We start from the raw sequence: 26,292 nt of genomic DNA, 5'->3' as shown, positions 1-26,292 counted from the left end.
TCGAATCCGTGGATTGCAAAGCAGCACTGGACTGGTCGCTGGGACCCTAGATGAGTCGCTCAGTGACGACCAGTCAGTGGTTGGGGGACATCAGTCCTCCCACTGCTCCTCATTTTGCTCGTCATCCTTGTTGTAATCCTCTTTCTCACCCATGAGCGCCGAGAGTTCTTCCTCTTCGACAGTGCTCACTTCGGGGGAACCGGATTCTTCGTCCGCGACGAGACGGCCGCTGGTTTCCAGCCAGGACAGGAGATCGGGCTCCTCTCGCAGGGGCAGCACGGGTGCTGGGTCACGGCGCCCGTAGCGGGTGAGGGACGGGTTGACGCTGTCCAGGGCGTTTAAATCAACCAGATCGCTCATGCAGGGACGGACACAGGCCAATCAACCAAGATAGACCACGTGCTGTTTTCGAGCTCCAGCTGAATAAACCTGCGCTTCTGATTGTCTTGTGGGGTCTGGCTCTGATGATCAGTGCTGGCTTGCACTGGTGGGGTCTGCAGCGGCCTGAACCGTTGCAGACCTCCTGGATCCTGGCGCTGGTCCTGGTCTTTGCTCCGGCTGCGGGGTTGGCTGCATGGCTGCTTGTGACCTCACCTCAGGATGCGGCCGGCGAGACGAGAGAATCAGAGGAGTGTGATCAGGAGACCCATTGATGGGCCGCGCCAAGAAGGTGGTACTCGCCTATTCCGGGGGAGTGGATACCAGTGTCTGCATCCCGTACCTCAAGCAGGAATGGGGCGTGGAGGACGTGATCACATTTGCTGCAGATCTCGGCCAGGGCGATGAGCTGGAACCGATTCGTCAGAAAGCGCTCGATGCCGGTGCCAGTCAGTCGCTGGTGGGAGATCTGATCGAGCCGTTCATCAAGGATTTCGCCTTTCCGGCGATTCGTGCCAATGCCCTGTACGAAGGCCGTTACCCCCTCTCCACCGCTCTGGCCAGGCCTCTGATCGCCAAGCGCCTTGTCGAGGTGGCCCGGGAAGTGGGTGCTGATGCTGTCGCCCATGGCTGTACAGGCAAAGGCAACGACCAGGTGCGTTTTGATGTGGCCATCGCAGCGCTGGCGCCTGATCTCAAGGTCCTCACCCCCGCCCGTGAGTGGGGCATGAGCCGTGAGGAGACCATTGCTTACGGCGAACGCTTTGGGATGCCCGCCCCGGTGAGCAAGAAATCGCCCTACTCAATTGATCTGAATCTGCTCGGCCGCAGCATCGAGGCTGGACCTCTGGAAGATCCGATGGTGGCTCCGCCGGAAGAGGTCTTCGCGATGACCCGATCGGTGGAGGCTGCTCCCGATGCCTCAGAAGAGATCGAGATTGCTTTTGAAGCGGGCAATCCTGTTGCGATCAATGGGCAGCGTCTGGATCCCGTGGCGTTGATCCGTGAAGCCAACCGTTTGGCGGGAACCCACGGCATTGGTCGTCTCGACATGATCGAGAACCGTGTGGTGGGAATCAAATCCCGGGAGATCTATGAAACGCCTGGGCTGTTGCTTCTGATCCAGGCCCACCAGGAACTGGAAAGCCTGACCCTGGCCGCCGATGTTCTGCGTAGCAAGCGGCAATTGGAGATGCAGTGGGCTGACCTCGTTTACCAAGGTCTTTGGTATGGCCCCCTCAAGGATGCTCTTGACGGCTTCATGGATCGCACCCAGACCTACGTCAATGGTGTCGTTCGTCTCCGGCTCCACAAGGGAACAGCCACGGTCACCGGTCGCGGCTCAGCGGACAGCAGTCTTTATGTTCCCGAGATGGCGTCCTACGGCAGTGAGGATCAGTTCGATCACCGTGCTGCGGAGGGTTTCATTTACGTCTGGGGTCTGCCAACCCGGCTCTGGTCAGCATCCCACCGTCGTTCAGGCTGAACGCTGCTGCCTCTGCAGGAACTTGGGGAGCCTCAGGCCCGGAAAGCGCACGACGTTGTCCGGTTCTGAGGTTCCAGGGAGAGCTGCCTGCTGGGGCCGCTCGTTCTGTTCTTGATCAACCTGTTCAGCCAGTAGTTGATACCGCTCCATCAACGGCTCAAGTCGCTGCTGGAATCGACGCTCAAAAACGTCGGGCAGTTCTGCAAGAAGGTCTTCGTAAGCCTTGATCTCGGCTTCGAGCTCTGTGATTCTTTTCTTCAACAACCGAACAACCTCAACGTCGCCATGACGTTCGTTCCAAGCGGGTTCTGTTGAATGACGCTGATCAGGTTGTGAATCCATGGACGGACGCTATCGCCCACCCATGGATCACACAATGCTGATCAGTCAGCTGATGCAGCTGCAGCTGTAGCTGTTTCGGCTTGCTGTTGCTGAGCAGCTTCACTACCGGGCATCACCCGAGGTGCGGGAAGGGGACCTTCCTGCTTCACGGTCAGGTAGCGGATCACGTCCTCACTGAGGCGCATGGCCTTCTCGAGAACAGCAACGTGCTGGCCATCACCGTTATGGCTCAGCTGCACGTAGATGCCTTCCTTGTGCTTGGCAATCGGATAGGCCAGGCGGCGCTTTCCGCGCATCTGGTTGTCCAGCACATCAGCACCGGCTTCCACGAGCATGTCGCGGTACTTGGTGACATGGCTTTCGACCTCCTCTTCCGGAATGTCCGGACGGAGGATGTACATGGTTTCGTAGTACGGATCGTGCGTCATGGGCAGCTCCAACGGGGCTTCAGGCTCACCGGAGTGAGCGACGGATCCAACACCTTATCCCCTGGTGTGCCCCTCCACCTTCAGTAGAGCTGCATGCGCACGGCTTGGCTGATGCCTGGCAGATCCGGTTCACGCCCTCGCCAGCACTCCACAAGAGCGAACACCAGAATGGCCAGCACCGCGATCACGATCGTGCTGGACAGGGTGCTCAGCAGCAAGCTGCCTCCAGCAATCGGTTGGAGCAGGATTCCAAAGGCAAAGCTCAGAACAACGATCACGATGTCTGTGAGCAAGGCCTGCAGAGTGTTGAATCGCAGGAAGTAGGGAACGGCTGGATTCCGAACCACCGCCAGAAAAAGCACGAAGAACAGCAGCAGGCCACCAAAAGGCACCCCCCGATTCAGTTGGATCAGAGGCACTGCTGGAACGATCAGCAGTCTGAGCAAAGGGATCTGGTTAAACACACCGTCAGCCCCTAGGCCAAAGGGAATGGCGTCACTCCAGGGGAGCAGGTACACCAGCGGTGCGAGTAGCCGCTGCCAGAGGGGAATCTGCACGGTGGGGCTAGGACTTACTGCGACGTTAGGTCGCAAGAGCAGTCTCGGCGGCGCTTCGCATCGCCTCGGTTGGAACGTCATGGCGTCCACTCCAAAGCCGCAGCGATGCAGCGCCCTGCTGCACCAGCATCTCGAGGCCATCGATGCAGCGATGGCCGCGGCGTTGCCCGGTAGTGAGCCAGCTGGTGGGCCTTGGTGTGTAAATGAGGTCGTACAAAACCGCCTTTGGGCTCAGCCCTGACCAGAGTTCCGCACCCAGGGGCATTGCTTTGGGGTCACCGTGCTTTGCCATTCCCACCGGGGTCGTGTTCACCACGAGAGCTGCTTGGGCGACGGCTTCTTTGAGCTGGGGCGCGTTCTCGAGGCAGGCCGTTAAAGGGGCATTCTCTTGTTGCAGATCGGTGTTGAAGGCCTGCAAGGCTTCGCTTCGTCGTCCCACCACGGTGATTGTGTTCAGCTTCAGGCTTTGCAGGCCGGCGACCACCGCACGGGCCGATCCGCCGCAGCCGATCACCACGGCATCGCGTCCGGCCCAGTCTTCGTTGGCACCAAGTGGTGCCAGAAAGCCCTCCACGTCGGTGTTGGTGCCGTACCAGCCACCGTCGACCCCTGGAACCAGGGTGTTGACGGCACCAAGTCGCCGCGCCAGAGGGCTCAGCTCATTACAAAGTTCAGCGATGGCCTGCTTGTGCGGGATGGTGACGTTGAGGCCCTGGCAGCCAACGGCCCTGAGACCCTGCAACACCAAATCAAGGCTCTTGGTTTCGCAAGGAAGGGCCAGGTAGCGCCAGTTGAGCCCCATTGATTCGAGGGCTGCGTTGTGCATCACCGGCGAAAGCGAGTGGCGCACTGGATTGCCGAGCAGGCCCAAAAGGCTGGTGCCGCCGTTGATCATTGCCAGGGCCGGATCGCTCCACCAGCCTGCCTGTTCGGGAACCACACCTCGCCTGTCACCGGGTCTGATGTGGAGGATGAGCCCATTCAAATCACCATCTCAGGAGGTGGGCAACGATGGGAAAGGTTGTCGGCATTGACCTTGGCACCACGAACAGCTGTGTTTCCGTGATGGAGGGCGGCAAGCCCACCGTGATCGCAAACGCCGAGGGCTTCCGCACGACGCCCTCCGTGGTTGCTTACACCAAGAACCAGGATCAGTTGGTGGGTCAGATCGCCAAACGTCAGGCGGTGATGAACCCGGACAACACGTTTTATTCCGTCAAACGCTTCATTGGCCGTCGTGTCGATGAGGTGAACGAGGAATCGAAGGAGGTGAGCTACGGCGTTGAGAAGGCCGGCTCCAACGTGAAGGTGAAGTGCCCGGTTCTCGAAAAGCAATTCGCACCTGAGGAGGTCTCAGCGCAGGTATTGCGCAAGCTGTCTGAGGATGCCGGAAAGTATCTCGGTGAAACCGTCACCCAGGCGGTGATCACGGTTCCCGCCTACTTCAACGATTCCCAGCGCCAGGCCACCAAGGACGCCGGCAAGATCGCTGGCCTTGAGGTGCTGCGCATCATCAACGAGCCCACCGCTGCGGCTCTGGCCTATGGCCTCGATAAGAAGAGCAATGAGCGCATCTTGGTCTTCGACCTCGGCGGCGGCACCTTCGACGTTTCCGTTTTGGAAGTCGGCGACGGCGTGTTCGAGGTGCTCTCCACCGCCGGAGACACCCACCTCGGCGGTGACGATTTTGACAAGGTGATCGTGGATCACCTGGCCGAGACCTTCAAATCCAACGAAGGTATTGATCTTCGTCAGGACAAGCAGGCTCTGCAGCGTCTGACCGAGGCCGCTGAAAAGGCCAAGGTTGAGCTGTCCAATGCCACTCAGAGCGAGATCAACCTGCCGTTCATCACGGCAACGCCCGAGGGTCCGAAGCACCTAGACCTCACCTTGACCCGCGCCAAGTTCGAGGAACTGGCCTCCAAGCTGATTGATCGTTGTGCCATGCCCGTGGAGCAGGCGCTCAAGGACGCCAAGCTCTCTTCCGGTGAGCTGGACGAGATCGTGATGGTGGGTGGTTCCACCCGCATCCCGGCGGTGCTGGAACTGGTCAAGCGCATCACCGGTAAAGATCCCAACCAGACGGTGAACCCCGACGAGGTGGTGGCTGTTGGAGCTGCCATCCAGGGCGGTGTGCTGGCCGGAGAGGTGAAGGACATCCTTCTTCTCGACGTCACGCCCCTCTCTCTGGGTGTGGAGACCCTCGGCGGTGTGATGACCAAGATGATCACCCGCAACACCACGGTTCCCACCAAGAAGACAGAGACCTACTCCACGGCTGTGGATGGTCAGACCAACGTGGAGATTCACGTGCTCCAGGGCGAGCGCGAGATGGCATCCGACAACAAGTCGCTCGGAACCTTCCGTCTTGATGGCATTCCTCCGGCACCCCGCGGCGTGCCTCAGATCGAGGTGACCTTCGACATCGATGCCAACGGCATCCTCAGCGTCACCGCTAAGGACAAGGGCAGCGGCAAGGAGCAGTCCATCTCGATCACCGGTGCCTCGACCCTGTCGGATACCGAAGTCGACAAGATGGTGAAGGACGCCGAGGCCAATGCCAGCGCTGACAAGGAGAAGCGCGAGAAGATCGACCTTAAGAACCAGGCCGAAACCCTCGTTTATCAAGCTGAAAAGCAGATGGGCGAACTGGGCGACAAAGTCGATGCTGACGCCAAGGCGAAGCTGGAGGAGAAGCGCCTCCAGCTCAAGGAAGCCACCGAGAAAGACGACTACGACGCGATGAAGACCCTGCTGGAGGAACTGCAGCAGGAGCTCTACACCGTTGGTGCTTCCGTCTATCAGCAGGAGGGTGCTGCAGCGGGCGGCGGAGCTCCTGGTGCTGATGCCGGTGCCGGTGCTAACGCCGGTGGTGGTGACGCCAGCGACGACGTTATCGACGCGGAGTTCACTGAGACCAAGTGATCGGTTGATCCATCGACGCGTTAGGGCCCTGCGGGGCCCTTTTTTCATGGCTGCTCGAGTGCAGCGGCAACCCACTCCGCTGTGGCAGGTGCGAGCAGCACGCCATTGCGGTAATGCCCGCTGGCAAGAATCAGTCCAGGCTCCAGCTCCTCCAGCAGCGGTGCAGGGCGATCCACGGGTCGGGCTCGCAGGCCGCTCCAGTGGCTCAACACGGTGGCAGTGCGCAGCCATGCAGGTGCCCGTTCATTCAGGCTGCGCATCAAGATCAGAGGGTCTGCCGAAGCGCAATCACCCGGTTCCACGGTGGCCCCAAGCAGCAAGCGCCCGGGTGATGTGGGAATCAGGTTGAAGCCCTGATCCACCAGCACTGAGGGCCAGTGGGTCCAGCTCGTTGGCCCCGTCGTTAGCTGGAGTGACAGAGCCTGGCCCAACACCGGCGTCATCGCTCGGGCGTGGCCCAGGGGTTCCAGCAGAGCATCCGTGGTCAGTGCTGTGGACAGCACAACGACGTCATGGATTGTGCTCTCACCGTCAGCTCGATGCACACTCCACCGGTTTTTGTTGCGCTCCAGGTGGACCACTGCTGTGGTGGTCTGCTTCACGCTCTGTTCATTCAGAGCCTCTCGCAGAGCTTGCTGAAGCAGCAGCGGGTCGATTCGACCGTCTTGAAGCGAGTGGAGCCCACCATGGCTGGCCGTCGGCCAGACCTTGTTCAGCACTTCTTTGGAGACTATTTCCAGGCCCAGGTCGACGCGTTGGCTAGCAAGCCACTCCATCCGTTCAGCCGCTTGTTCGTCCTCGGCGATTTGCAATAAGCCCAGATGGAGCTTGAGCTCAGGCTGGTGCGTTTGAAGCGCTCTGATCCATTGCGGCCAGAGCTCCATGCTCCGGCGGCGAAGCCTCCAGCCCCGCCCGCTGCTGCGGCGAAACACATGTCCCATCAGCACCCCAAGAGAGGCTGACGTGCCACTGAGATCGTTTGCCGATCCCTGGCGATGAACGGGGTCGTTCAGGCGAGGGTCGTAAACAGAGACATGATGACCTCGTTGGGCCAGATGCCAGGCGGTGCTGAGGCCAATGGCTCCAGCACCAATGACACCAATGGAGCGGGTCAGCTGAGGGCCTCAGCAGGGATCAGATCGCTGTAGGCGTCAAATCCGGCTGCGACGGCGCTGTAGGACTTCTGCATGCGGCTGAAATCCTGCAGACGCGCTGCCTCATCAAGATCGGCCATGGCTTCCTTCAAGGAGCGGGCCACCTTGTCGGCCGCTTTGCGGTCGCTCTTATCCAAGCGCTGGTTGATGTACAGCATTTCCCGGCCCACTTCCTGCATGGGGCCGTGGATGAGGTTGCGAGTGAACACCCAGTCTTCTTCACTCACCAGCCGGGCTAGATCAGGCAGACGAGACTTGGTGGCTTCAAATGCCGCGGCCTGGCGGCGGATCACCCCCAGATCATCAGGATTGATGCCGGCAGCATCGACAGCAGCCGGGGCCATCAGACCCATGCTCAACGCGACGCAGAGGCAGAACGCAGCCAGGCGTCTCAGAGCCTTCAGCATGGTGATCAAAAAATTTTCTGCGACTTTAACCAGCCCCTCCTGCGCGGGAGAATTTGTTTTTCAAAGGTTGTTGTGAGTGACGCCACGGTCATCCTCCAGATGATCTGTCCCGACCGCCCGGGCTTGGTCAGCGAATTAGCGGGTTGGGTGGCAGCCAATGGCGGCAGCATTCGCCATGCCGATCACCACACCGACGCCGGAGCGGGGTTGTTTCTCAGCCGGATCGAATGGCAGCTCAAGGGTTTCGGCATTCCCCGGGATGCCCTGCCCGAGGCAGCTCAGGCCCTGGGAGAGCGGCTTGGTGGTGAGGCACAGCTCCACTTCTCAGACGCCTTTCCCCGCGTGGCGATCTTTGCCAGCAAGCAGAGCCATTGTTTGCAGGATCTGCTTTGGCGTGTCCAAAGCGGAGAGCTGCCGATGCAGGTTCCCTTGGTCATCGCCAATCATCCGGATCTGGAACCCCTGTGTGCGTCGTTCGAGATTCCTTTTATTTATGTGCCTGTCAGAAAGGATTCCAAGGCCGAAGCGGAGCACCGAATCTTGCAGCTGCTTGAGGAGAACGCCGTTGAACTTGCGGTGCTGGCCAAATACATGCAGGTTCTTAGTTCGGAGTTTCTCGAGCGATTTCCACAGGTCATCAACATTCACCATTCCTTCCTTCCAGCGTTCAAGGGCGCGCAGCCTTACCACCGGGCCTGGGACCGTGGGGTCAAGCTCATCGGTGCCACAGCGCATTACGTCACCGAGGATCTGGATGATGGTCCGATCATTGAGCAAACCACGGTTCCCGTCAGCCATCGGGATGAGGTGGAGGATCTGATCCGCAAGGGCCGTGACACCGAACGCCTTGCTCTGGCGCGGGCCCTTCGCTTGCATCTGCGCCGTCAGGTGATGGTTTACCGAGGACGCACCGCCGTTTTTGCATGACGTCTCATCGCGGCGGTCAGGCGTTCCAGCTCGGCCTTTTTCTGCTTCCCTCCAGTGCTCTGCTCTCGGGCATCTGTCTCCTTGTGGCTTGTGTCAGCGGAAGTCGTGGCAGGGATTGTCCTGTTTGGCAGGACCGCTGGACGCAACCGTTTCTTGTCGCTTCCCTGTTGATGCTGGTGGGGTCCCTGGTGGCCGAAACAGGATCCCTTGCCTGGGCTGGGTTGGCCAATTGGTTGCCATTTTTCTGGGCTTTCTGGGCCTTTCGGCCCCATCTCGCCAGCGAACGGCAGCGCCGCCAGGCGGCTTGGATGTTGCTGGCCGGAACCTTGCCGGTGCTGCTGACCGGCCTGGGGCAAATGTTTCTGGGTTGGCAGGGTCCCTGGCAACTTGGAGGCGGCGCCATCATCTGGTTCGTTGCCCCCGGTGGCCAGCCGCAAGGGCGGCTTTCGGCCCTGTTTGATTACGCCAACATGGCGGGAGCCTGGCTCGGGGTGGTTTGGCCTTTGATGCTGGCGGCTGTTCTGCGACCGGATGGGTGGAGGCGGCGTGGTGCGGCTTTGTTGCTCACGCTTTCGACGGTTGTTGCTGTTTTGCTCACCCAGTCGCGCAATGCCATGGGAGCACTGGCCTTGGCGATTCCCTTCGTTCTGGGACCGATGCAGTGGTTCTGGTTGCTCCCCCTCCTGTTGTTGTTGGCCTCTCCGTTGTTCTTGGTGGTGCTGCCCGGTGTCCCCCCTGGATGGCGTCAACTGGGCATGGCTGTGGTGCCGGAGCCGATTCTCGATCGGCTTCTGGAGCGGGGAGGGCCCACCGCCTGGAAACACACCCGTCTGGGCCAGTGGGGGTATGCCTTGGAGTTGGTTGCGGCCCGTCCCTGGCTTGGCTGGGGGGCAGCCGCGTTCAGCGTGCTTTATCCGATTTATGCGGCCAAGCGATGGCATGGCCATTCCCACAATCTCCCGCTGGAGTTGGCGATCAGCCACGGCCTTCCGGTGATGCTGTTGATTGTCGGAACGGTGCTCCTGTTGCTGGTTGTGGCGCTGCGAAAGGGGATCCTGCAAAAAGCACCGATGGAACGGGCCTGGTGGACCGCCACGCTGGTGTTGGTGGCGATGCATGCCACCGACCTGCCGTTTTTCGACAGTCGCCTCAACATTCTCGGCTGGACGCTGTTGGCGGGTTTGGCTGCCTTTAACCAGGAGGTTGCGCAGACTCCTACTCCTGATCCAAGGCCTGATCGTGATGGTTCCGCAGCGTCGTCGGAGCTAGGGGCCCCCTGAGGTGGGTCCAGGGCAGGATCCGTGAGGCCTCCCATGGTTCGTGGATCACGGCACTCCATTGCGGCGGCGGCGGCAGGGCTGGCCCTGGCATCGGTTGGAGCTCACCGTTGAGAGCAGCCCGGTAGGTCTTTTTCCAGCCGCCCATGCTGTTGCGGTCTTCGCCAACGGCCGCGATCACCGGGGCCAGGCGACGGTCGCTGCGGGAGAGCAGGGCCTGAATCACGCTCCATCCATAGCTCTCCGGTCGGAACTCGATTCCCTTCGGTTTCAACCTTTTGGCCAGGCGTTTGAGGCGCTTCTCAGCTTCCGGTCTGACCCCTTGCCACTGGAAGGGGGTCTGGGCTTTGGGTACAAAGGTGCTCACCCCCAGGGTAAAGCGCAGTCCGGCTGTTCCTTTTTTGAGGGCCAGCAGGAGATCTGCCGTTGCTTCGACGTCGTCATCCGATTCCGTCGGCAAGCCCACCATCCCGTAGAGCTTGAGACTCGAGAGGCCGCCTTGTTTGGCATGGCGGGCCGCCCCATGGATGGCCTCCGTGGTGAGTTTCTTGTTCACCACCTCGCGCATCCGTTCACTGCCGCTTTCGATGGCGATGGTCAGGGAGCGGCTGCCCCGTTTGGCCAGGATCCGACCCAAATCCGGGGTCACGGTGGCTGCTCTCACCGAGCTAACGCTGACGCGGGTGTCATCGAAACGGTCCTGATCCAGCCAGTGGAGGAGGTCGGCGAACTGGGGATGCTGGGTGACGGAAGCACCCAACAGGCCAAGGCGTTTGGTGGCTTGCAGGCCTTTCTCCACGGCTGGGATCAGACCGTCATCCAACGACGGCGTCCGGAACGGAAGGGTCAGGTAGCTGGCCAGACAGAACCTGCAAAGTTCAGGGCAACTGCGCACCACCTCCACCATGTGGATGTCGGGCCAAGCGGCCTCAGGGGTGACCACCGTTGAGTGACTGAGGGTGTTGCCTCGCCAGGTCTGCTTTTCGACGAGGGCTGGAACCGCTGGATCGATCGGTTCGATGCCGATCAGCTCGCCGTCTGGGTCGTATTGCGGGGCATACAGCGACGGCACGTATACCCCTGGAACCTGAGCCAGGTGTCTGAGTCGTTCCGCCCGCGATGCCTGCCGGCAGCTCTGCAGAGCGTCGATGAAGGCGGGCAGCAGAAGTTCGCCGTCTCCGAGCAGCACGGCATCAAAGAACGGTGCCAAGGGTTCGGGGTTGGCCGTGAGCACCGGTCCGCCGCCGAACACGATGGGGTCCTCATCTCCCCGCTCCAGGGCCCAGATCGGAATCCGCTGGTTTTGCAGTAGCTCCGGCAGCACAGGGCCGTCGAGTTCCCAGCTCAGGGAGAGCCCGAACAGATCGCAATGGCGGGGCAAGGGATCGTGCTGGTCCGTGAACAGTCGCCGAACATCCACATCACTGCGCTGCGCCAACGTGGCCCAGACGATCTGATAACCCAGGCTTGTGATCCCCACGGAATAGGAGCTGGGAAAGGCCAACACGGCCTGCAGGGCTCCGGGCTCCGGTAAGGCCGGCTCAAACAGCAGTGTTTCCTGGTTCAGAGTGGATCTCCTGAAGGGCCTTTGGCTGGTGTGGGGGCTTCAAACGGTCGGCGGTGACGGTTCAAGCGCAGTTGCATTCGGTCTTCGGAGGCCAGCTCCATACCCATCTGGCGTTCGTAGATGGAATCCGGATTGAACAACCGGGCCACCAGGAAACTGGTGAGGCAGGCCACCAGGATGGGCTTGAGGATGAGCAGATCCTTGGTGAGCGCAAACGCCAGGAACATGGCTGATATCGGGGTTCGCGAACAGCCGGCAACGAAGGCACCCATGCCAGCGAACACGTAAGTGGTGGGAACGTGGCCGGTGAGGGCCTCAACGCCAATGCCGCCGGCCAAACCAATGGCTCCTCCCAGCGTCAGCATCGGCATGAACAGTCCCCCCGGTGCTCCTGAGCCCGCCGCTAGACCGGTACTGAAGAACAGCACCACAAAGCTGGCGAGGGCCAGGCTGATGTCGGCCTTGCCGGCTCCGATCAGGTGCTTCAGCTCGCTGGGGTTGTGGAAGGCGTCGGGCAGGGCCGCATAGACGCAGCCCAACACGAGTCCGCTCAGGGTCATGCGCAGAATCAGCCGGTCACCGAACCAACGGTTGCCCTGCCGCTGCATGGTGAGCACGTAGCGGGTGTACAGCTCTGCCAGCACGCCGATCACCACGCCGAGAGCGATCAGGTACAGCAGATCGACAGGCAGGAAGCGCACCAGGGGGGTGTATTCCCGCTCCAGTTGAAAACCGATGGTGCTGTTCAACCCACTGCCCCCAGGGTCGAGACCGAGGAAGCCGAGCACATCCGCCAGGGTGTCGGCCGAGAAGGTGGTGATGATCACCAGCAACAGGACCACGGGCCTAGCGGAGTGGAGCAGCTCCTCGATGGCGTAGATGAATCCGCCGATGGGAGCGCTGAACACGGCGGCAATGCCTGCTCCGCCGCCTGCAGCGACAATCACTCGCCGAAAGGCCACCGGTGCCCGCAGCCAGCGGGACATCTGCCAGGCAACGGAGCCGCCCATCTGCACAGCTGGGCCTTCTGGGCCTAGAGGGAAGCCTGAGCCGATGGCAATGATGCCGGCCACGAGCTTCACCAGGCCCACCCGAAGCCCCATCGGCACCGACCTGTGGCGCAGGAAACCCATGATGTGGGTGATCCCCGCTCCGCCAGCTGCTGGAGACAGGTTGGTGATCAGCCAGGCGGAGACCATGCCCCCGATGGCGCCGAGGGCGGGGAGCACCACCCAGGCAGGAAATTCATCGAGCAGATCGAGCCGCCAGTCCCGCAGCAGGTTGATACCGCTGGTGAACAGCAGGCCGGTGATGGCTGCTCCGAGTCCAGTGAGCGCCAGAGCCAGGACCACCACCAGCCAGCGGCGCTCCAACAACCTCCTGATGCTCCGGCTGGAGCCCAGGAGGTGGCGTCGTTGTTTGGGTTCGCTCAGGGCTGGCACAGATGAGGTGATTAGGGATCAGGCCTGAGCCAGAACAGTTGCTTCATCGTCAGCACTGACCACACGCCCCTGGTCTTCAAAACCGCTGATCTGATCGAAGTTCAGATAGCGGTAGAGCTCGTCGGAGAGGGGATCGATTTTCTCGGCCGCGATGCTGCTGTACTCCTCCGGCGTGGGGATTCGACCCAGCTGGGCGCAGACGGCGGCCAGTTCAGCGCTTCCCAGGTACACCTGAGCACCTTTGCCCAGGCGATTGTTGAAGTTGCGGGTGCTGGTGGAGAACACGGTGGTGTTGTCCTCCACGCGGGCCTGGTTGCCCATGCAAAGGGAGCAGCCCGGCATCTCCATGCGGGACCCTGCGGCCTCGAAGGTGGTGTAGTAGCCCTCGGCTTTCAGGGTTTCCTCGTCCATTCGAGTCGGGGGGCAGACCCAGAGGCGCGCGGTGTTCTGACCGGCGCCTTCCAGCACTTTCGCCGCGGCTCGGTAATGACCGATGTTGGTCATGCAGGAGCCGATGAAAACCTCCTGTACCGGGTCACCGGCCACCTCGCTGAGCAACTTCACGTTGTCGGGGTCATTGGGGCAGGCCACCACGGGTTCGGTGAGCTCGTTCAGATTGATTTCCAGTACTTCGGCGTACTCAGCGTCAGGGTCGGCGCTCATCAGCTGCGGGTTGGCCAGCCAGGCCTCCATCTCCTTGATCCGGCGGGCCAGGGTGCGGGCATCGCTGTAGCCGCGGGCGATCATGTTCTTAAGCAGCGCCACATTGCTGCGCAGGTATTCGCTCACCGTGTCTTCTGAGAGCTTGATGGTGCAGCCGGCGCAGGAGCGCTCGGCGCTGGCATCGGTGAGTTCGAAGGCTTGCTCCAGCTTCAAGTCGGGGAGACCTTCGATCTCCATGATCCGGCCATTGAACAGGTTTTTCTTGTTGGCCTTTTCAACGGTGAGTAGCCCCCGCTGAATGGCCACCCAGGGGATGGCATTCACCACATCCCGGAGGGTGACGCCGGGTTGCAATGACCCGCTGAAGCGCACCAGCACGGATTCCGGCATGTCCAGCGGCATGGCGCCGATGGCGGCCGCAAAGGCCACAACCCCGGAGCCTCCTGGGAAGGAAATGCCGAGGGGGAAGCGGGTGTGGCTGTCGCCGCCGGTGCCGACGGTGTCGGGGAGGAGCATCCGGTTCAGCCAGCTGTGGATGATGCCGTCACCCGGCCGCAGAGCCACGCCACCGCGTTGGGCGAAGAAGTCGGGCAAGTCCTTTTGGGTCTGCAGATCCACCGGCTTCGGATAGGCGGCGGTGTGGCAGAAGCTCTGCATCACCAGGTCGGAGGAAAAGCCCAGGCAGGCCAGTTCCTTCATTTCGTCCCGTGTCATCGGGCCGGTGGTGTCTTGGGAGCCGACGGTGGTCATCAGCGGCTCGCAGCTGGTACCGGGTCGGACGCCGGCGAGGCCGCAGGCTTTGCCCACCATTTTCTGAGCCAGGGTGAAGCCCTTGCCTGTGTCCGCCGGTGCCGAGGGGCGGATGAACAGTTCCGAAGGGCTGAGGCCAAGCTTGGTGCGTATCTTGTCGGTGAGGGCGCGACCGATCATCAGGGGGATGCGACCGCCGGCCCGCACCTCGTCGCTAATCGTGGTGGGCTTGAGCTCGAACCGACTCACCACGGTGCCGTCGCGTTCGATCGTGCCGGCATTGGGTCGGATCGTGATGACATCACCGGTGTTCAGTTCACTGACATCGCATTCGATCGGTAGGGCGCCGGAGTCCTCGGCGGTGTTGAAGAAGATCGGGGCGATCTTGCCGCCAAGAATCACGCCACCGGCCCGTTTGTTGGGCACATGGGGAATGTCATTGCCGGTGTGCCACAGCACCGAGTTGATGGCGCTCTTGCGGGAGCTTCCTGTTCCCACCACGTCACCGACGTAAGCCACGGGATGGCCCTTGTCTTTCAGGGTCGCGATCGTTTTCAGACCCTCTTGATCTCGGGTTTCGAGCATCGCCAGGGCATGGAGAGGGATGTCCGGCCGGGTGGTGGCGTGGGTGGCCGGCGAGAGATCGTCTGTGTTGGTTTCGCCCTCGACCTTGAACACCGTGACGGTGATGCTGTCGGCCAGTTCCGGCTTGCAGGTGAACCACTCGGCTGCGGCCCAGCTGTCCACAACTTGTTGGGCAAAGCGGTTGCCTGCCGCCAGATCCATCACTTCGTTGAACGCGTCGTAAACAAGCAGCGTTCGGCTGAGTCCCTCCGCAGCACAGCCGGCCAGTGCAGCGTCAGGGTTCTTCAGCAGCTCGATCAGGGCGGCCACGTTGTATCCGCCCACCATCGTCCCCAGCAGGCGCGTGGCTTCCAGCGGTGACACCAGGGGACTGGTGGCTTCTCCTTGGGCCACGGCGCTGAGCCATGTGGCCTTCACGTAAGCGGCTTCATCCACACCCGGGGGGATCCGGTCGCTCAGCAGGTGCATCAGGAACGCTTCTTCGCCGGCAGGAGGGTTCTGCAGCAGTTCGGTCAGTCCCTGGGTCTGCTCGGCATTGAGCGGAAGAGCGGGAACGCCCTGGGCTTCCCGGGCGGCGGCCAGCTCGCGGTAAGCGCTCAGCATGGAGATCTCTGTTCAGGGACGAACACCATTCTTCCGGACCGTGTCTGTTGACAGTGAGCGGGGTGCGTAGCCTTGGTCGGACTCTCGCGTCCACTCATGGCCACCACCTCCGATTTGCATGTGGTGGAGACACGTCCCCTTGTTGCCCCTGCGGTGTTGCATCAGGAGCTGCCCATTGATGTGGCGGCACTCGAGACCGTGGCGTCCGCCCGCCAGCGCATCCAGGACATTCTCAGCGGTCGTGACGACCGCTTGCTCGTGGTGGTGGGTCCCTGCTCCGTGCACGATGTCAAAGCAGCCCGTGAGTATGCCCAGCGTTTGGCACCCATCCGTGAGCGCCTGAAGGATCAGTTGGATGTGGTGATGCGGGTGTACTTCGAGAAGCCCCGGACCACGGTCGGTTGGAAGGGGTTGATCAACGATCCCCATCTCGATGACTCCTATGACATCAACACGGGTCTGCGTCGGGCCAGGGGATTGCTGCTGGATCTCGCCCGTGAGGGAATGCCTGCTGCAACGGAACTGCTCGATCCAGTGGTTCCGCAGTACATCGCTGATCTGATCAGCTGGACTGCGATCGGTGCAAGGACGACGGAGAGTCAGACCCACCGTGAAATGGCGTCAGGTCTGTCGATGCCGATCGGCTACAAAAACAGCACGAACGGCAGCGCCATCATCGCGATCAATGCCATGCAGGCTGCCTCGAAGCCGCATCATTTTCTCGGCATCAATCGTGAGGGTCATGCCTCGATCGTCAGCACCACGGGCAACCCCTATGGACATCTCGTGCTGCGCGGAGGCAGCCGAGGCAGCAACTACCACCTGGAGGCCGTGCAGGCGGCCGCGGCGGAGTTGAGCCAGGCCGGTCTGCAGGACCGGCTGATGGTGGATTGCAGCCATGCCAACAGCAACAAAGATTTCCGGCGGCAGGCGGAGGTGCTGGCCAGCGTTGCCGAGCAGTTGCGGGGTGGGTCCAATCACGTGATGGGCGTCATGATTGAGAGCCATTTGGTGGAAGGCAATCAGAAGCTCAGCGCCGACTTGTCGCAGCTGACCTACGGCCAGAGCGTCACGGATGCCTGCATCAGCCTCGAGACCACCGAAGCGCTGCTGGATGATCTGGCCGCGGCCGTTGCCAGTCGCAAACAGACGGTCACTGCTTGAGATCAGACCACCAGTCGACTCCACAGAACGCCAACGCTGAGGGGAACGCTGAGGTTGTCGAGTCCGCGCCAGCTGAGCTGTTCCAGGCCGGTTGCGATGGCCACCATGCTCAAGGCTGCTGGCAGGGGCAGGTCAGCCTCCGACCATCGGGCCAGTCCGATCAGAACCAGGCCCGTGACACCTGCCATGGTCATGGTGCCAACGGTTGACTTGGTCTGACCGAAGAGCTCCCATTTCGGTGAGTCGACGCCCCTGCCGATCAACCCTGCTAACCCATCTCCCAGTGCCATCACGAGAACCCCTGCGGAAACGGCATCGGCTCGGGTTGGCCAGAACAGCAGAAGCAGCGTTGTGATTGCTATTCCGTAGGCGATTGTGCCGTAGCTGTTGCGATTGACATCCTCAACGGCGGGGATGAAGCGCCATTGGTGGTTGATCGCCGTAGCAAGAGTGATCACCATCGCAACTGGGATGGCGACAACGAAAGGAATCTGAAAGACCCAGGCCATCGGAACCACGGCTCCGGTTCCGATGTGCACAATTTTTCGACTGAGTTCCCGTTGGTTCGGACGAAGGCGACGACACAACACGGCTCCCGCTGTCACCATCGCCATCCAGCAGAGGATGGCGATGGGTCCGGTGATGGAAAGCAAGTTGCTTATGCGGCTTGTTGGTGGTTTGTCATGGCCCGCAGCTTGAGAATCGCCTTGGCTTCCAGCTGTCGGACGCGCTCGCGGGACACATTGATCTGACGACCGATCTCCGCAAGGGTCAGAGGCTCTTCACCGCCAAGACCGAACCGCAACTTCAGAATCTTTTGCTCGCGCTCGTTCAGTTGAGACAGCCAGCCACCGAGGTGTTCTTTTTGGATACTGCGATCCATCCCTTCCATCGGCTCTTCACCATTGGGATCCGGGATCAGTTCGCCAAGGGTGCTGCGATCTTCCTCGCCACGGGCATGGGCATCCAGCGATGCACATGGTGCGCTCTGGGACATCAGATCTTCCAGTTCCCTGGGTTCGATGCCCATGGCACTCGCCAACTCAAGCCGATTTGGTTGACGACCGAAGCGGTGGGATAGTTCTCGGGAGATGCGACGCATCTTCGAGAGTTTTTCGCTGATGTGGATCGGCAGGCGAATGGTTCGGGCGCTGTTGTCGATGGCCCGCGTCATGCCCTGGCGAATCCACCAGTAGGCATAGGTGGAGAATTTGTAGCCCATGGCGGGGTCGAACTTGTCGACCGCTCGCTCCAAGCCAATGGCACCTTCCTGAACCAGGTCGAGAAGTTCAAGACCTTGGTTCTGGTATTTCTTGGCCACACTCACCACGAGGCGGAGGTTGGCTGCCATCATCCGATCGCGGGCCCGTTTGCCCATGCGGATCTTGTGCCGATGCCGAGAGGTCAGCTCCTCCTCAGGCAACTCCTGAAGTTGTTTCATTGCTTGCACATGATGTGCAAGTTCGATTTCTTCGGCTGCCGTCAGCAACGGAATACGTCCGATGCTGCTCAAGTAAAAACCGATGGAGTCGGTGGCGAGCCGCCCTCCTTGTCGCGAAGATGGTCGACGTCCAGTGGACGGCAACGCAGGTTCCTTCCGGGACGACTGACGTGTCGTGCCGGAAGATTCCAGAGGGATCCCCATCACCCTGGTCTCCTGAATGAATTTGGGCTGAACTTAGCACCGAGCAACAGCGATGACTGTTTCGAATCGGAAGAATTTCCGGATCTAAATCTTTTCGTTTTCGAAGCAACTGTTGCGGGCGTGATCGTGGCTGCTTCAAGTTTGTTTTTGAAGTGATGTTGTATCGGACATCACAGACGCAGCGCTCTTGAAAAAACCAAAGAATTACAAGGATTGGATGCCCTTGCTCCATTCCTTGACCAATTGAATCTGGGAATTGCGTTCTGGGGCCTCATTCGTTGGTTTGCGCTGTGTAAACGTGCCGTCGCTCTGCATGTCCCAGGCGCCTTGGTTGTCATTCAGGTAAAGCTGCAGCAGGCGTTCCAGTTTCTGGCGATGTTCTGGATCTTCGATTGGTGTGACCGCTTCAATACGGCGGTCCAGGTTGCGGCTCATCCAGTCGGCACTGCCGATATAAACCTCTGGAGAGCCACCGTTGGCAAACCAAAAGATCCTCGAATGTTCCAGGAATTGGCCGATGATGCTGATCACCCGAATGTTTTCGCTCAACCCCTGGCGGTTTGGATACAGGCTGCACATGCCGCGAATGATCAATTCGATCTTCACTCCGGCTTGAGACGCCTCATAAAGAAGCGAAATGATGCTGGGATCGACCAGGGAATTCATTTTGGCTCGGATCACGGCCTGTCTGCCTTGTTGGGCATGCTCAATCTCTCGGCGTATCAACAGCTCCATACCTTTTCGCAACGTGACGGGGGCCACGAGCAAGCGACGGAAGCTTTGCTGCTTCGAAAAACCGGTGAGGTAATTGAACAGTTCAACCAGGTCTTGTCCCAGCTCTTGGTTGGCTGTGAGCAGGCCTAGATCGGTGTAAAGCTTCGAAGTCTTGGAGTTGTAGTTGCCAGTGCCGATGTGCACATAACTCTGCAGCTTCTCTTTCTCCTTACGAACCACCAGAACGATCTTGGTGTGCGTTTTGAGCCCAAGCACGCCGTAGACAACGTGAACCCCTGACTGCTCCAGGTGCCGGGCCCATTGAATGTTGTTGTCTTCGTCAAATCGCGCTTTCAATTCCACCAGTGCCATCACCTGCTTGCCGTTTTCAGCAGCGCGGATCAGGGCAGCGATGATCGGAGAGTCTTTGGAGGTGCGGTAGAGCGTCATCTTGATGCCCATCACCTGGGGATCGTCCGCTGCCTGATTGATGAACTCTTCGACGGTTGTGGAGAAGAGCTCGTAGGGATGATGCAGAAGGATGTCTTGACGACGAATCACCGAGAAGATCGATTCGAATTCATCCGCTTTGATCGCGCCCTCTTCAACCAGGTGCTGCTGACTGCGTGCAAGCACAGCCGGTGTTTGGCCTCCCTGGGTACGACTTTTGAGTTTTGGCAGTGATAGCCCGGTCAGCCCGAAGAGGTCGTCCAGGCCCAGGGGTCCATCGATCACGTAAAGGTCTTCCTCTTCCACGCTCAGTCCGGTCATCAGCATCTCCACAACGTCTCTGGGCATCTCGTTGGGAACTTCGAGGCGCACCACCTCACCGCCCATCCGTCGTTTCCGCAGCCCTTGTTCCAGGGCCAGCATCAGGTCATCGGCTTCCAGATCCCTCAGTTCCAGATCCGCATCCCGCGTCACGCGGAAGAAGTAGTGACCTTCGATCGTCATGCCGGGAAACAGCACCTCAAGGTTGAAGGCGATCACCTGCTCGAGAGCAATGGCGGTGTGAACTGGTTTGTCCTCAGTTCCGCTCAGTTCTGAGGGGATGGCGATGAAACGAGCAAGATTCTTCTGCGGAACTTTGACGCGTGCAAATTGACGTTGCCCTGTTTCCGGGTCAACAACCACGGCGGCGACGTTCAGGCTCAGATTGCTGACAAAAGGGAATGGATGGGCTGGGTCTACAGCCAGGGGCGTCAGCACCGGAAACACCGACGTGTGGAAGGTGTTGTCAACCCAGGTGCGCTGGTCTTCGTTGAGTTGCTTGTAATCGAGCAGTTCAACGTTGTGTTCCAGCAGCTTTGGCTTCAGGTGTTGGCGGTAGTGCACCTGTTGCTGCTTCAGCAGGGGAATGAGTTGCTCTCGGATCGCAAGCAGCTGCTCCAGGGGTGACTTGCCATCCTCACTCGGTTTGCTGACGCCGGCCTCCACCTGTGACTTCAAGGAAGCCACGCGAACCATGAAGAATTCGTCGAGGTTGTTGCTGAAAATGGCGCTGAACTTTGCTTGATCCAGCAAGGGTGTGCGCGGATCAAGGGCCTGGGCTAACACCCTTTCGTTGAAGGCGATCCAGCTCAGCTCCCGGTTGATGTAGTGCTCCGGGGCTAGGGCTGCTGCGCACATGGGCTGAACGTCTCGGCGTTCGTGTCGTTAGCCAAAAGGTAGCAATCAGGATTCGCTTGTTCGTGTATCGGAGATGTCTGGAAGAGGGCTTCCGGCGACCAGGCCGATCACAAGCACCAGAACGGTTGCCGCTGCTGCAAAGGGACTCACAGGACCGAGCAGGTCGTAGCTCAACCCTGCCAAGGGGGGGCCGAGAAAGCTTCCCAAACTTTGCAGGGCCTGAAGGCTGCCCAAGGCGCTGCCTTGCCCCTCCCGGCCTAGGCGTCTGGACACCAGGCTGCGCAGGCTTGGTGTGACCAGGCCTGTGCCCAGAGCAAGGATTCCTACGGCGGTAAAAATCGCGCCGGCTCGGTCTGATGAGCCGACGCTGGGGATCAGCAGGCATCCAATGATCACCAGACCCAGGCCGAGCAAGGTCAGACGCCATTCACCGAACCGCTTGACCAGGGGACCGATCAGCCCTCCCTGGACCACGGTGGCGACCACCCCCACCACCAGGAATGCGGTGGTGGCCAGCTCAGGGCCCCAGCCGAAGCGCTGCTTGAAATAGAGCACCAGGATGGCTGTGAATCCGTTGAAGGCCAGGAAGAAGAGGAAAAATGCAGCGCAGAGTCGACCCACGCTGGGGTTCATCAGCACTTGGCTCAGCCGTGCAAACGGATTCAGGTCGCGTTTTCTGGGAAGGCTTTTGCGGGAGTCTTGGGGATGGGTCTCCGGCAGCAGATTGAGCACCACCAAGAGGTTGAGTGCAGCGAATCCTGTGGCGACCCAAACGGGAAGTGACACCGCCACCCGGGCCAGTTGTCCGCCAACGAAGGGGCCAAGGATGAAACCCAAGCCAAAGGCCACGCCGATTAATCCGAAGGCACGGGCTCGTTTGTCGGGAGGCGTGATGTCGGCAAGCACTGCGCTGGCCGTTGCAGCCGTACCGCCGCTGATGCCGTCAATGATCCGCGCTGCGAACAGCATCAGCAAGGGCAGAAGGCTTTGGCTGGGCCAAGGCAGGGAAACGGTTACTGCAAACAGTCCGAGTCCAAGAACGGAGCCTGCGACGCAGATGCTGATCACGGGTCGGCGCCCGTAACGATCACTCAGCGCTCCGATCAACGGGGTCACCAGGAATTGAGCGAGTGCATAGCTCCCCGCCAGCAGACCCAGGGTTCGTCCATCTGGGGCGAACTGGGCCAGGAGAAATGGCAACAGCGGAAAAACAATGCTTTCGCTGAGCCGGTCGTTGAGCAGTGTGAGAAATGCGCTGAGCAGTGTGGGAATCCGGGGACGCTGCAAGCTTGTCGCCACGCAGGAGAGACTCACATTCCCACAGGCGGTTGCCATGGCTTTGCGTCCGATTGCTCCGGAGGATCAATCGCTTTTGCGGGAGATCTATGCCGACGCGATCGAATCGCAGGCCCCTCTTCTCTATTCAGAGGAACAAGTCAGAGCCTGGGCAGCCCTGGCCTGGTTGCCGGGTGTGCTGGATGCGACGTTCCGGGATGGCTCGGGTTGGCTGACCACGGACGGTTCAGCTTTTGCGATCCGTCATCCCGAAGACCGTCTGTCGCTGCTCTACTGCCGCGGTCGGGCATCGCGGCGCGGCTATGGCAGTGCCCTTCTGAACCAGATTGAGGCTGATGCTTTGGCGTCCGGCGTCCTGCAATTGCGAACGGAGGCCAGCCAGCTCAGCCGATCGTTGCTGCAGCGTCGTGGCTGGGTGGTGGAGTCGCCGGAAACAATCCTGATCGGAGGCGTGTCGTTTGAGCGCTATCGGATGGTCAAGCTGCTTCGCCAAGCGCACAGTTGATCCAGCGTGGCTTGGGCCTGGCCCGTCTGCATGACGGATTCCGCCCGTTGAATGCCCAGTTCCAGGGATTCACTGCAGCCGGAGAACCATAAATAGGCGCCGGCATTCCAGCGCAGGGCATCGCAGAGAGGGCCTTTGTTCTGCAGGGCGTCCCGCGCCTGCTCGGCCCAGGTGCTTTCGTCAGCCCATTCCACGTCGGCGTCATGGCAACCATGGTCGCGGGGATGCAGGATCAACCGCTCTGCTTCACCGTTCCGCACCCGTGCCGTGATGCAGGCACGGCCGATGGGCAGGTCGGTTCCTCCTTCCAAACCCTTCACGGTGAGGACATCGGTCTCGCCGCCTTGCTTGAGGGCTTCCCAGGCGCGGGCCTCGGTTGGCGGGTGCACAAAGCCACTGACGAGAAGGTGGTCGCCTTGATGGGGAGTCCAGAGCAATTCCAGGCTGGCGACCGGGGGACGCTTGCCCAGTTCTTCGCGGTAACCGATCAGTGTTTCCGCGATGGGGAAGTGATCCGGTTGATGGATCAGGGCGAAGCCGTTTTGCTGGAACCCGTCTACAACGGCGCTGATCGGCAGGCCTGAGAGGTCGAGATTGAGAAGGCGGAACAGATCAACAGCGGTGACGCCGTATTTGATCGGCATCCGGTCACCGCCCTGCAGAACCACCGGCTGGTCACAGGCCAGAAGCACCAATGTGGTGAGCGGGTAAATCGGTGCTGTCCGCGTGCGTCCGTCGTAGGGCATGCCGAAACACAGCGGTGCTCGACTGCCGGCCATCGACTGCAGCACCGGCCCATGGGTTCGGTAGGTGTCGAGCATCCCCGTGAGTTCTTGGGGTTCGGGCCGTCGGATGCGATGGGCAATCAGAAAGGCGCCGATTTGTGCGGGCGTCGCTGCGCCCTGCAACATCAGCTCCATGGCATCAGCCGCTTCCTCGCGACTCATGCCCTTGCTGGTGTGTTCACCGCTTCCCACCTTGCGCAGGTGCTGTTTGAAGCGGTCGCGGCCGGAGAGAACTGCGCTCGTCAAAGGTCCGGCCTCAAGCTGTGGCCAGTCTTCAGGAGCGACTCACCCGGCAGGGGTAGCAATTGCTACGAAAGCTCAGGGCCCGCCTAGACGGGATAGCCCCTCGAAGCTGCCATGACGTGGATGCTCCGGGTGGTGGCGGCCATCGGCGTAATAGAGCCGTTCCAGCATCAGTTGGGGTGCTGTGGTTGCTGGGAGGAATTGACCCTGAAGCAGGGTTGCCATGGATTGGAAAAATTGGCTCATCGATATTCTTCTTTGAATCCAATTTCACTCGCACCACGAGCCTGTTGGCTGTGCCGATTGCTTCAAAACAGGCTGTTGTTTTGTAGTTGATGCTTCATTGTTAAGTCAGTGTTTGCGCAACAGTTTCTGAGCTGCTGAGACGTTCCGGTTCGGGACGCTTTTTTTGAGGCGGCTATAACAACTTTTCGTTTAATCATGACTGTTTCAGCTGTTCCTTCGACCCCGTCGTTGTCAGCTCCTTCTCAGGAGACCGTCACAGCCAGCTTGATGGCTGCCAAGAAAGCCAAGGGAATGAGCTTTGCCGATCTGGAAGCGGCCATGGGCCTTGATGAGGTCTGGATTGCTTCATTGTTCTACGGTCAAGCCACGGCTTCCAAGGAAGAGGCTGACAAGCTGGCTGCGCTTCTCTCCCTTGATCCGGCCATCACTGCGGCTTTGCAGGAGTTCCCCACCAAGGGAAGTCTTGATCCTGTGATCCCCACCGATCCCTTGATCTATCGCTTCTACGAGATCATGCAGGTTTATGGAATGCCTCTGAAGGATGTCATCCAGGAGCATTTTGGTGATGGCATCATGAGCGCGATCGATTTCACCCTCGATGTCGACAAAGTGGAAGATCCCAAAGGTGATCGGGTCAAAATCACCATGTGCGGCAAGTTTCTGCCTTACAAAAAGTGGTGAACAACCAGTTGTCTTGATTAAAGACATCAAGGCCCCGCAACAGCGGGGCTTTTTTATTGGCGAAACTGTTGGCTCAGCTGGGTGCTTGCCATCTTCCTTCGAGTGTCGTCATTTAGTTCTTCGCTCAGTTCCAGCAGACAGCGCTGACTGGCAGGTGTGGCGATGCAACCCAGCGCGCGGAATGCTGCCTCTGCAACAGGGAGGGAACCGTTGCGACACAGTTCTGCCAGCTTTTCGCTGATCAACACGCCATCGCGGCGTTGCAGAACCCGAATGGCAGCCACAACGACTGGATCGCGAAAATCATTCAAGACCTCTTGGCAGAACTGCAGCAGTTCGCCGTCGTCGAGGCAGTGGGACCGGAAGCTGAGCAGTTGCAGACCGGCGAGGCGGTGCAGTTGGCCTGGGTGATGCAGGCAATTCACTACAACTGATTCTGGAACGTCGGCTCCCCAGCAGGCCAGAGCCTGAACCACCATCAGGTTGGCGTCCTCGTTGTCCGAGGTTTGCTCGAGTTGAACCAACAACCAATCGCGGGCTTCGCTCTGGTGGCACAGCCCTGCAGCCATGACTAAATCGGGCAGAACCCCATGGCTGGCGAGAAGTTCTTGGATGACGGGCCAGCCGCGCTCGGCTTGCATCCCCAGTTTTTCGCAGAGGGCTCGCCGCAGATCAACAGAAAGGCTGGGGGAGTAGACCTCCCCCAGCCAAGCGGGCTCCAAAGGAGCGCGTCGTGATCGAGCGAGCCGTTCCCAGAGAACGGCTTCGTCGTTCATGGATGGATCAGCGGGCACCCAGTTCTGCAGCGAGCTCACGCTCCAGCTTTTCATCGTGCTCGGTGGGCAGCACGTTCTCCATCTGAGTGCGATGGGTGCTGTAGAAGAGCATGCCGATGAACACCATGCCGCCCACGATGTTGCCCAGGGTGACCGGCAGGAAGTTCCAGAAGATCACCTTGGTGAAGGGGACACCTGAACCAAGGATCGGCCCAGCGGTGTGCAGGAACTGGTTCACCACGATGTGCTCCATGCCCATCGATTGGAAGGCCGTGATCGGAAGCCAGCAGGCCAGGATTTTGCCGGGAACGCTCTTGCTCACCAGAGCCATGGTTACGCCAAGGCAGACCAGCCAGTTGGCCACCAGTCCGCGCAGGAAGGCGAGGAAAAAGCCCATGCTTCCCAGGGCCTCGTACTTCTTCTCAACGTTGATTTGATTGAGAGCCATGATCTTCTGGGCCACGGCGTCCCAGATCGGCGGGCCGACATTGTCAGCAGCGCCATCCATGGTGCCGCTGGTGAGGCTGATCGCCATGATCACGGCCACAACTGCGGTGCCGATCCAGTTCCCGATCCAGACCCAGACCCAATTGCGGAAGGTGGCGCCCCAGGTGCTTTTGCCAGCCCAGGTGGCCATCGGCAGCAGCGCAAAGTTACCGGTGACCAGCTCCATGCCGAACAGCACGATGCTGGCGAAGCCGAAGGGGAACAGCAGCGAGCCGACGAAGGGCGCTTTCACGGTGATGCCCACGGTGAGGGCCAGGATCACTGCCAGGCCAAGGATGGCTCCGGAGTAAAAGCCGCGGATCAGCAGGTTCTTCACGCTGACCGTTGATTTTTTGCCGCCGGCGGCAATCATGCCGTCGACAAGCTCATTAGGTAGGACGTAGTCCATCGGTTGAGATTGAGAGTTGGACGAAGGTTTGATGTCAGCCGCTGATGCGGTTCATCAGGCGGGAGAACAGATCAGGGCTGCCGCCCTGACGGTTGATGGCGGCTCCGTCGCGACCACTGGCGCTAAGCCAGTTGACGAAACGAGAGAACACGTCGTTGCGGTTGGCCATGACGGTGAGGGGGGAGTGGTCGTTGCGTTGGAGCCGTGACTTCAAAAGGAAGC

27 protein-coding genes are annotated in these 26,292 nt (G+C 60.3%); 8 read left to right on the top strand and 19 right to left on the bottom strand.

Annotated elements, in window-relative coordinates; all coding sequences use genetic code 11:
• Positions 1-90 precede the first annotated feature (90 nt).
• Positions 91-360, bottom strand: coding sequence for a DUF3134 domain-containing protein (locus DXY29_RS09020; protein ID WP_115024694.1), 270 nt, complete (start codon positions 358-360; stop codon positions 91-93).
• Between the two features lie 86 nt (positions 361-446).
• On the opposite strand from DXY29_RS09020, the gene DXY29_RS09015 reads away from it, so the two are divergent.
• Both DXY29_RS09015 and DXY29_RS09010 read left to right on the top strand, forming a co-directional pair.
• On the top strand, positions 447-653 hold the full coding sequence (locus DXY29_RS09015; RefSeq protein ID WP_115024693.1) for a hypothetical protein: 207 nt from the start codon (positions 447-449) through the stop codon (positions 651-653).
• A complete protein-coding gene (locus tag DXY29_RS09010; RefSeq protein WP_115024692.1) occupies positions 653-1,864 on the top strand; it encodes an argininosuccinate synthase in 1,212 nt (403 codons plus the stop codon). Before DXY29_RS09015 ends, DXY29_RS09010 begins: the two co-directional genes overlap by 1 nt.
• Here DXY29_RS09010 and DXY29_RS09005 read toward each other — a convergent pair.
• The 4 genes from DXY29_RS09005 to DXY29_RS08990 form a co-directional block, all read right to left on the bottom strand.
• Entirely contained in the window at positions 1,856-2,206 is a 351-nt protein-coding gene (locus DXY29_RS09005; protein ID WP_115024691.1) for a hypothetical protein, read from the bottom strand. The genes DXY29_RS09010 and DXY29_RS09005 overlap by 9 nt on opposite strands.
• Before the next feature lie 41 nt (positions 2,207-2,247).
• Positions 2,248-2,634 carry a 30S ribosomal protein S6 gene (gene rpsF / locus DXY29_RS09000; protein WP_115025022.1) on the bottom strand — a complete coding sequence of 129 codons (387 nt, stop codon included), beginning with the start codon at positions 2,632-2,634 and terminating at the stop codon, positions 2,248-2,250.
• A gap of 80 nt (positions 2,635-2,714) precedes the next feature.
• The gene (locus tag DXY29_RS08995; RefSeq protein WP_115024690.1) at positions 2,715-3,191 is read right to left on the bottom strand and encodes a Tic20 family protein; all 477 of its coding nucleotides are present in this window, start codon (positions 3,189-3,191) and stop codon (positions 2,715-2,717) included.
• A gap of 25 nt (positions 3,192-3,216) precedes the next feature.
• A complete protein-coding gene (locus DXY29_RS08990) occupies positions 3,217-4,086 on the bottom strand; it encodes a shikimate dehydrogenase (protein ID WP_115025021.1) in 870 nt (289 codons plus the stop codon).
• A gap of 116 nt (positions 4,087-4,202) precedes the next feature.
• Between DXY29_RS08990 and dnaK the strand changes: the two genes are divergently transcribed.
• Positions 4,203-6,116, top strand: coding sequence for a molecular chaperone DnaK (gene dnaK / locus DXY29_RS08985; protein ID WP_115024689.1), 1,914 nt, complete (start codon positions 4,203-4,205; stop codon positions 6,114-6,116).
• Between the two features lie 44 nt (positions 6,117-6,160).
• Here the strand turns inward: dnaK and DXY29_RS08980 are convergent, their stop codons facing one another.
• Positions 6,161-7,219, bottom strand: coding sequence for an FAD-binding oxidoreductase (locus DXY29_RS08980; protein ID WP_115024688.1), 1,059 nt, complete (start codon positions 7,217-7,219; stop codon positions 6,161-6,163).
• 8 nt (positions 7,220-7,227) lie between these two features.
• Positions 7,228-7,677, bottom strand: a complete 450-nt coding sequence (gene psbQ / locus DXY29_RS08975) for a photosystem II protein PsbQ (RefSeq protein ID WP_115024687.1) — start codon at positions 7,675-7,677, stop codon at positions 7,228-7,230.
• 72 nt (positions 7,678-7,749) lie between these two features.
• Here psbQ and purU point away from each other — a divergent pair, with 72 nt between their 5' ends.
• A complete protein-coding gene (purU, locus tag DXY29_RS08970) occupies positions 7,750-8,604 on the top strand; it encodes a formyltetrahydrofolate deformylase (RefSeq protein WP_115024686.1) in 855 nt (284 codons plus the stop codon).
• Complete coding sequence (locus DXY29_RS08965; protein ID WP_115024685.1) at positions 8,601-9,884, top strand: O-antigen ligase; 1,284 nt, start codon at positions 8,601-8,603, stop codon at positions 9,882-9,884. The genes purU and DXY29_RS08965 overlap by 4 nt, the downstream gene beginning before the upstream one ends.
• Here the strand turns inward: DXY29_RS08965 and DXY29_RS08960 are convergent.
• Genes DXY29_RS08960 through acnB form a run of 3 tightly spaced genes read right to left on the bottom strand, consistent with a single transcriptional unit; the run spans position 9,820 to position 15,491 of the window.
• Positions 9,820-11,388: a radical SAM protein gene (locus DXY29_RS08960; RefSeq protein ID WP_170952176.1), complete on the bottom strand. Its 1,569-nt coding sequence runs from the start codon at positions 11,386-11,388 to the stop codon at positions 9,820-9,822. The genes DXY29_RS08965 and DXY29_RS08960 overlap by 65 nt on opposite strands.
• 56 nt (positions 11,389-11,444) lie before the next feature.
• On the bottom strand, positions 11,445-12,890 hold the full coding sequence (locus tag DXY29_RS08955) for a ClC family H(+)/Cl(-) exchange transporter (RefSeq protein WP_115024683.1): 1,446 nt from the start codon (positions 12,888-12,890) through the stop codon (positions 11,445-11,447).
• Positions 12,891-12,908: 18 nt separating this feature from the next.
• Positions 12,909-15,491 (bottom strand): bifunctional aconitate hydratase 2/2-methylisocitrate dehydratase, encoded by a 2,583-nt coding sequence (gene acnB, locus DXY29_RS08950; protein ID WP_115024682.1) that lies wholly within the window; start codon positions 15,489-15,491, stop codon positions 12,909-12,911.
• 96 nt (positions 15,492-15,587) lie between these two features.
• Here acnB and DXY29_RS08945 point away from each other — a divergent pair, with 96 nt between their 5' ends.
• Positions 15,588-16,655 (top strand): 3-deoxy-7-phosphoheptulonate synthase, encoded by a 1,068-nt coding sequence (locus DXY29_RS08945; protein ID WP_115025020.1) that lies wholly within the window; start codon positions 15,588-15,590, stop codon positions 16,653-16,655.
• 2 nt (positions 16,656-16,657) lie between these two features.
• Here DXY29_RS08945 and DXY29_RS08940 read toward each other — a convergent pair whose 3' ends face one another.
• The 4 genes from DXY29_RS08940 to DXY29_RS08925 all read right to left on the bottom strand — a co-directional run bounded on the left by DXY29_RS08940 (position 16,658) and on the right by DXY29_RS08925 (position 21,978).
• Positions 16,658-17,308, bottom strand: coding sequence for a diacylglycerol/polyprenol kinase family protein (locus DXY29_RS08940; RefSeq protein WP_115024681.1), 651 nt, complete (start codon positions 17,306-17,308; stop codon positions 16,658-16,660).
• Between the two features lie 5 nt (positions 17,309-17,313).
• Positions 17,314-18,300, bottom strand: a complete 987-nt coding sequence (locus DXY29_RS08935) for an RpoD/SigA family RNA polymerase sigma factor (RefSeq protein ID WP_115024680.1) — start codon at positions 18,298-18,300, stop codon at positions 17,314-17,316.
• 204 nt (positions 18,301-18,504) lie between these two features.
• Positions 18,505-20,643, bottom strand: a complete 2,139-nt coding sequence (gene ppk1 / locus DXY29_RS08930; protein WP_115024679.1) for a polyphosphate kinase 1 — start codon at positions 20,641-20,643, stop codon at positions 18,505-18,507.
• A 45-nt stretch (positions 20,644-20,688) separates the two neighbouring features.
• On the bottom strand, positions 20,689-21,978 hold the full coding sequence (locus DXY29_RS08925; RefSeq protein WP_115024678.1) for an MFS transporter: 1,290 nt from the start codon (positions 21,976-21,978) through the stop codon (positions 20,689-20,691).
• On the opposite strand from DXY29_RS08925, the gene DXY29_RS08920 reads away from it, so the two are divergent.
• On the top strand, positions 21,977-22,444 hold the full coding sequence (locus tag DXY29_RS08920) for a GNAT family N-acetyltransferase (protein ID WP_115024677.1): 468 nt from the start codon (positions 21,977-21,979) through the stop codon (positions 22,442-22,444). The genes DXY29_RS08925 and DXY29_RS08920 overlap by 2 nt on opposite strands.
• On the opposite strand, the gene DXY29_RS08915 is transcribed toward DXY29_RS08920, so the two are convergent.
• Together DXY29_RS08915 and DXY29_RS08910 are read right to left on the bottom strand one after the other, a co-directional pair.
• Positions 22,405-23,475 carry an anthranilate phosphoribosyltransferase family protein gene (locus tag DXY29_RS08915; protein ID WP_115024676.1) on the bottom strand — a complete coding sequence of 357 codons (1,071 nt, stop codon included), beginning with the start codon at positions 23,473-23,475 and terminating at the stop codon, positions 22,405-22,407. The two genes, DXY29_RS08920 and DXY29_RS08915, sit on opposite strands and share 40 nt — an antisense overlap.
• 72 nt (positions 23,476-23,547) lie before the next feature.
• Entirely contained in the window at positions 23,548-23,718 is a 171-nt protein-coding gene (locus DXY29_RS08910) for a cyanate hydratase (RefSeq protein ID WP_115024675.1), read from the bottom strand.
• Positions 23,719-23,913: 195 nt separating this feature from the next.
• On the opposite strand from DXY29_RS08910, the gene cynS reads away from it, so the two are divergent.
• Positions 23,914-24,399 (top strand): cyanase, encoded by a 486-nt coding sequence (gene cynS, locus DXY29_RS08905; RefSeq protein WP_170951222.1) that lies wholly within the window; start codon positions 23,914-23,916, stop codon positions 24,397-24,399.
• Positions 24,400-24,452: 53 nt separating this feature from the next.
• On the opposite strand, the gene DXY29_RS08900 is transcribed toward cynS, so the two are convergent.
• From DXY29_RS08900 to DXY29_RS08890, 3 genes are read right to left on the bottom strand one after another with little or no spacing between them, the layout of a single operon-like run.
• Entirely contained in the window at positions 24,453-25,229 is a 777-nt protein-coding gene (locus DXY29_RS08900) for a HEAT repeat domain-containing protein (protein WP_244279360.1), read from the bottom strand.
• Positions 25,183-26,070: a formate/nitrite transporter family protein gene (locus DXY29_RS08895; protein ID WP_038552086.1), complete on the bottom strand. Its 888-nt coding sequence runs from the start codon at positions 26,068-26,070 to the stop codon at positions 25,183-25,185. The genes DXY29_RS08900 and DXY29_RS08895 overlap by 47 nt, the downstream gene beginning before the upstream one ends.
• A 34-nt stretch (positions 26,071-26,104) precedes the next feature.
• On the bottom strand, positions 26,105-26,239 hold the full coding sequence (locus DXY29_RS08890; RefSeq protein WP_006851080.1) for a hypothetical protein: 135 nt from the start codon (positions 26,237-26,239) through the stop codon (positions 26,105-26,107).
• Between the last annotated feature and the right edge of the window lie 53 nt (positions 26,240-26,292).

This window comes from Synechococcus sp. UW69 (assembly GCF_900474185.1).
In the GTDB taxonomy this organism is placed as follows: Bacteria; Cyanobacteriota; Cyanobacteriia; order PCC-6307; family Cyanobiaceae; genus Parasynechococcus.
The sequence above is the reverse complement of the archived record's forward strand: the minus strand, read 5'-3'. Positions and strand labels throughout refer to the sequence as shown.

Excerpts from the sequence above, each read along its gene's own strand:
- DXY29_RS09020 (WP_115024694.1), bottom strand. The coding sequence starts at position 360 with ATGAGCGATCTGGTTGATTTAAACGCCCTGGACAGCGTCAACCCGTCC.
- DXY29_RS09010 (WP_115024692.1), top strand. The coding sequence starts at position 653 with ATGGGCCGCGCCAAGAAGGTGGTACTCGCCTATTCCGGGGGAGTGGAT.
- DXY29_RS09005 (WP_115024691.1), bottom strand. The coding sequence starts at position 2,206 with ATGGATTCACAACCTGATCAGCGTCATTCAACAGAACCCGCTTGGAAC.
- rpsF (WP_115025022.1), bottom strand. The coding sequence starts at position 2,634 with ATGACGCACGATCCGTACTACGAAACCATGTACATCCTCCGTCCGGAC.
- DXY29_RS08990 (WP_115025021.1), bottom strand. The coding sequence starts at position 4,086 with ATGATCAACGGCGGCACCAGCCTTTTGGGCCTGCTCGGCAATCCAGTG.
- dnaK (WP_115024689.1), top strand. The coding sequence starts at position 4,203 with ATGGGAAAGGTTGTCGGCATTGACCTTGGCACCACGAACAGCTGTGTT.
- psbQ (WP_115024687.1), bottom strand. The coding sequence starts at position 7,677 with ATGCTGAAGGCTCTGAGACGCCTGGCTGCGTTCTGCCTCTGCGTCGCG.
- DXY29_RS08965 (WP_115024685.1), top strand. The coding sequence starts at position 8,601 with ATGACGTCTCATCGCGGCGGTCAGGCGTTCCAGCTCGGCCTTTTTCTG.
- acnB (WP_115024682.1), bottom strand. The coding sequence starts at position 15,491 with ATGCTGAGCGCTTACCGCGAGCTGGCCGCCGCCCGGGAAGCCCAGGGC.
- DXY29_RS08945 (WP_115025020.1), top strand. The coding sequence starts at position 15,588 with ATGGCCACCACCTCCGATTTGCATGTGGTGGAGACACGTCCCCTTGTT.
- DXY29_RS08935 (WP_115024680.1), bottom strand. The coding sequence starts at position 18,300 with ATGGGGATCCCTCTGGAATCTTCCGGCACGACACGTCAGTCGTCCCGG.
- ppk1 (WP_115024679.1), bottom strand. The coding sequence starts at position 20,643 with ATGTGCGCAGCAGCCCTAGCCCCGGAGCACTACATCAACCGGGAGCTG.
- DXY29_RS08920 (WP_115024677.1), top strand. The coding sequence starts at position 21,977 with ATGGCTTTGCGTCCGATTGCTCCGGAGGATCAATCGCTTTTGCGGGAG.
- DXY29_RS08925 (WP_115024678.1), bottom strand. The coding sequence starts at position 21,978 with ATGGCAACCGCCTGTGGGAATGTGAGTCTCTCCTGCGTGGCGACAAGC.
- DXY29_RS08910 (WP_115024675.1), bottom strand. The coding sequence starts at position 23,718 with ATGAGCCAATTTTTCCAATCCATGGCAACCCTGCTTCAGGGTCAATTC.
- cynS (WP_170951222.1), top strand. The coding sequence starts at position 23,914 with ATGACTGTTTCAGCTGTTCCTTCGACCCCGTCGTTGTCAGCTCCTTCT.
- DXY29_RS08900 (WP_244279360.1), bottom strand. The coding sequence starts at position 25,229 with ATGAAAAGCTGGAGCGTGAGCTCGCTGCAGAACTGGGTGCCCGCTGAT.
- DXY29_RS08895 (WP_038552086.1), bottom strand. The coding sequence starts at position 26,070 with ATGGACTACGTCCTACCTAATGAGCTTGTCGACGGCATGATTGCCGCC.
- DXY29_RS08890 (WP_006851080.1), bottom strand. The coding sequence starts at position 26,239 with ATGGCCAACCGCAACGACGTGTTCTCTCGTTTCGTCAACTGGCTTAGC.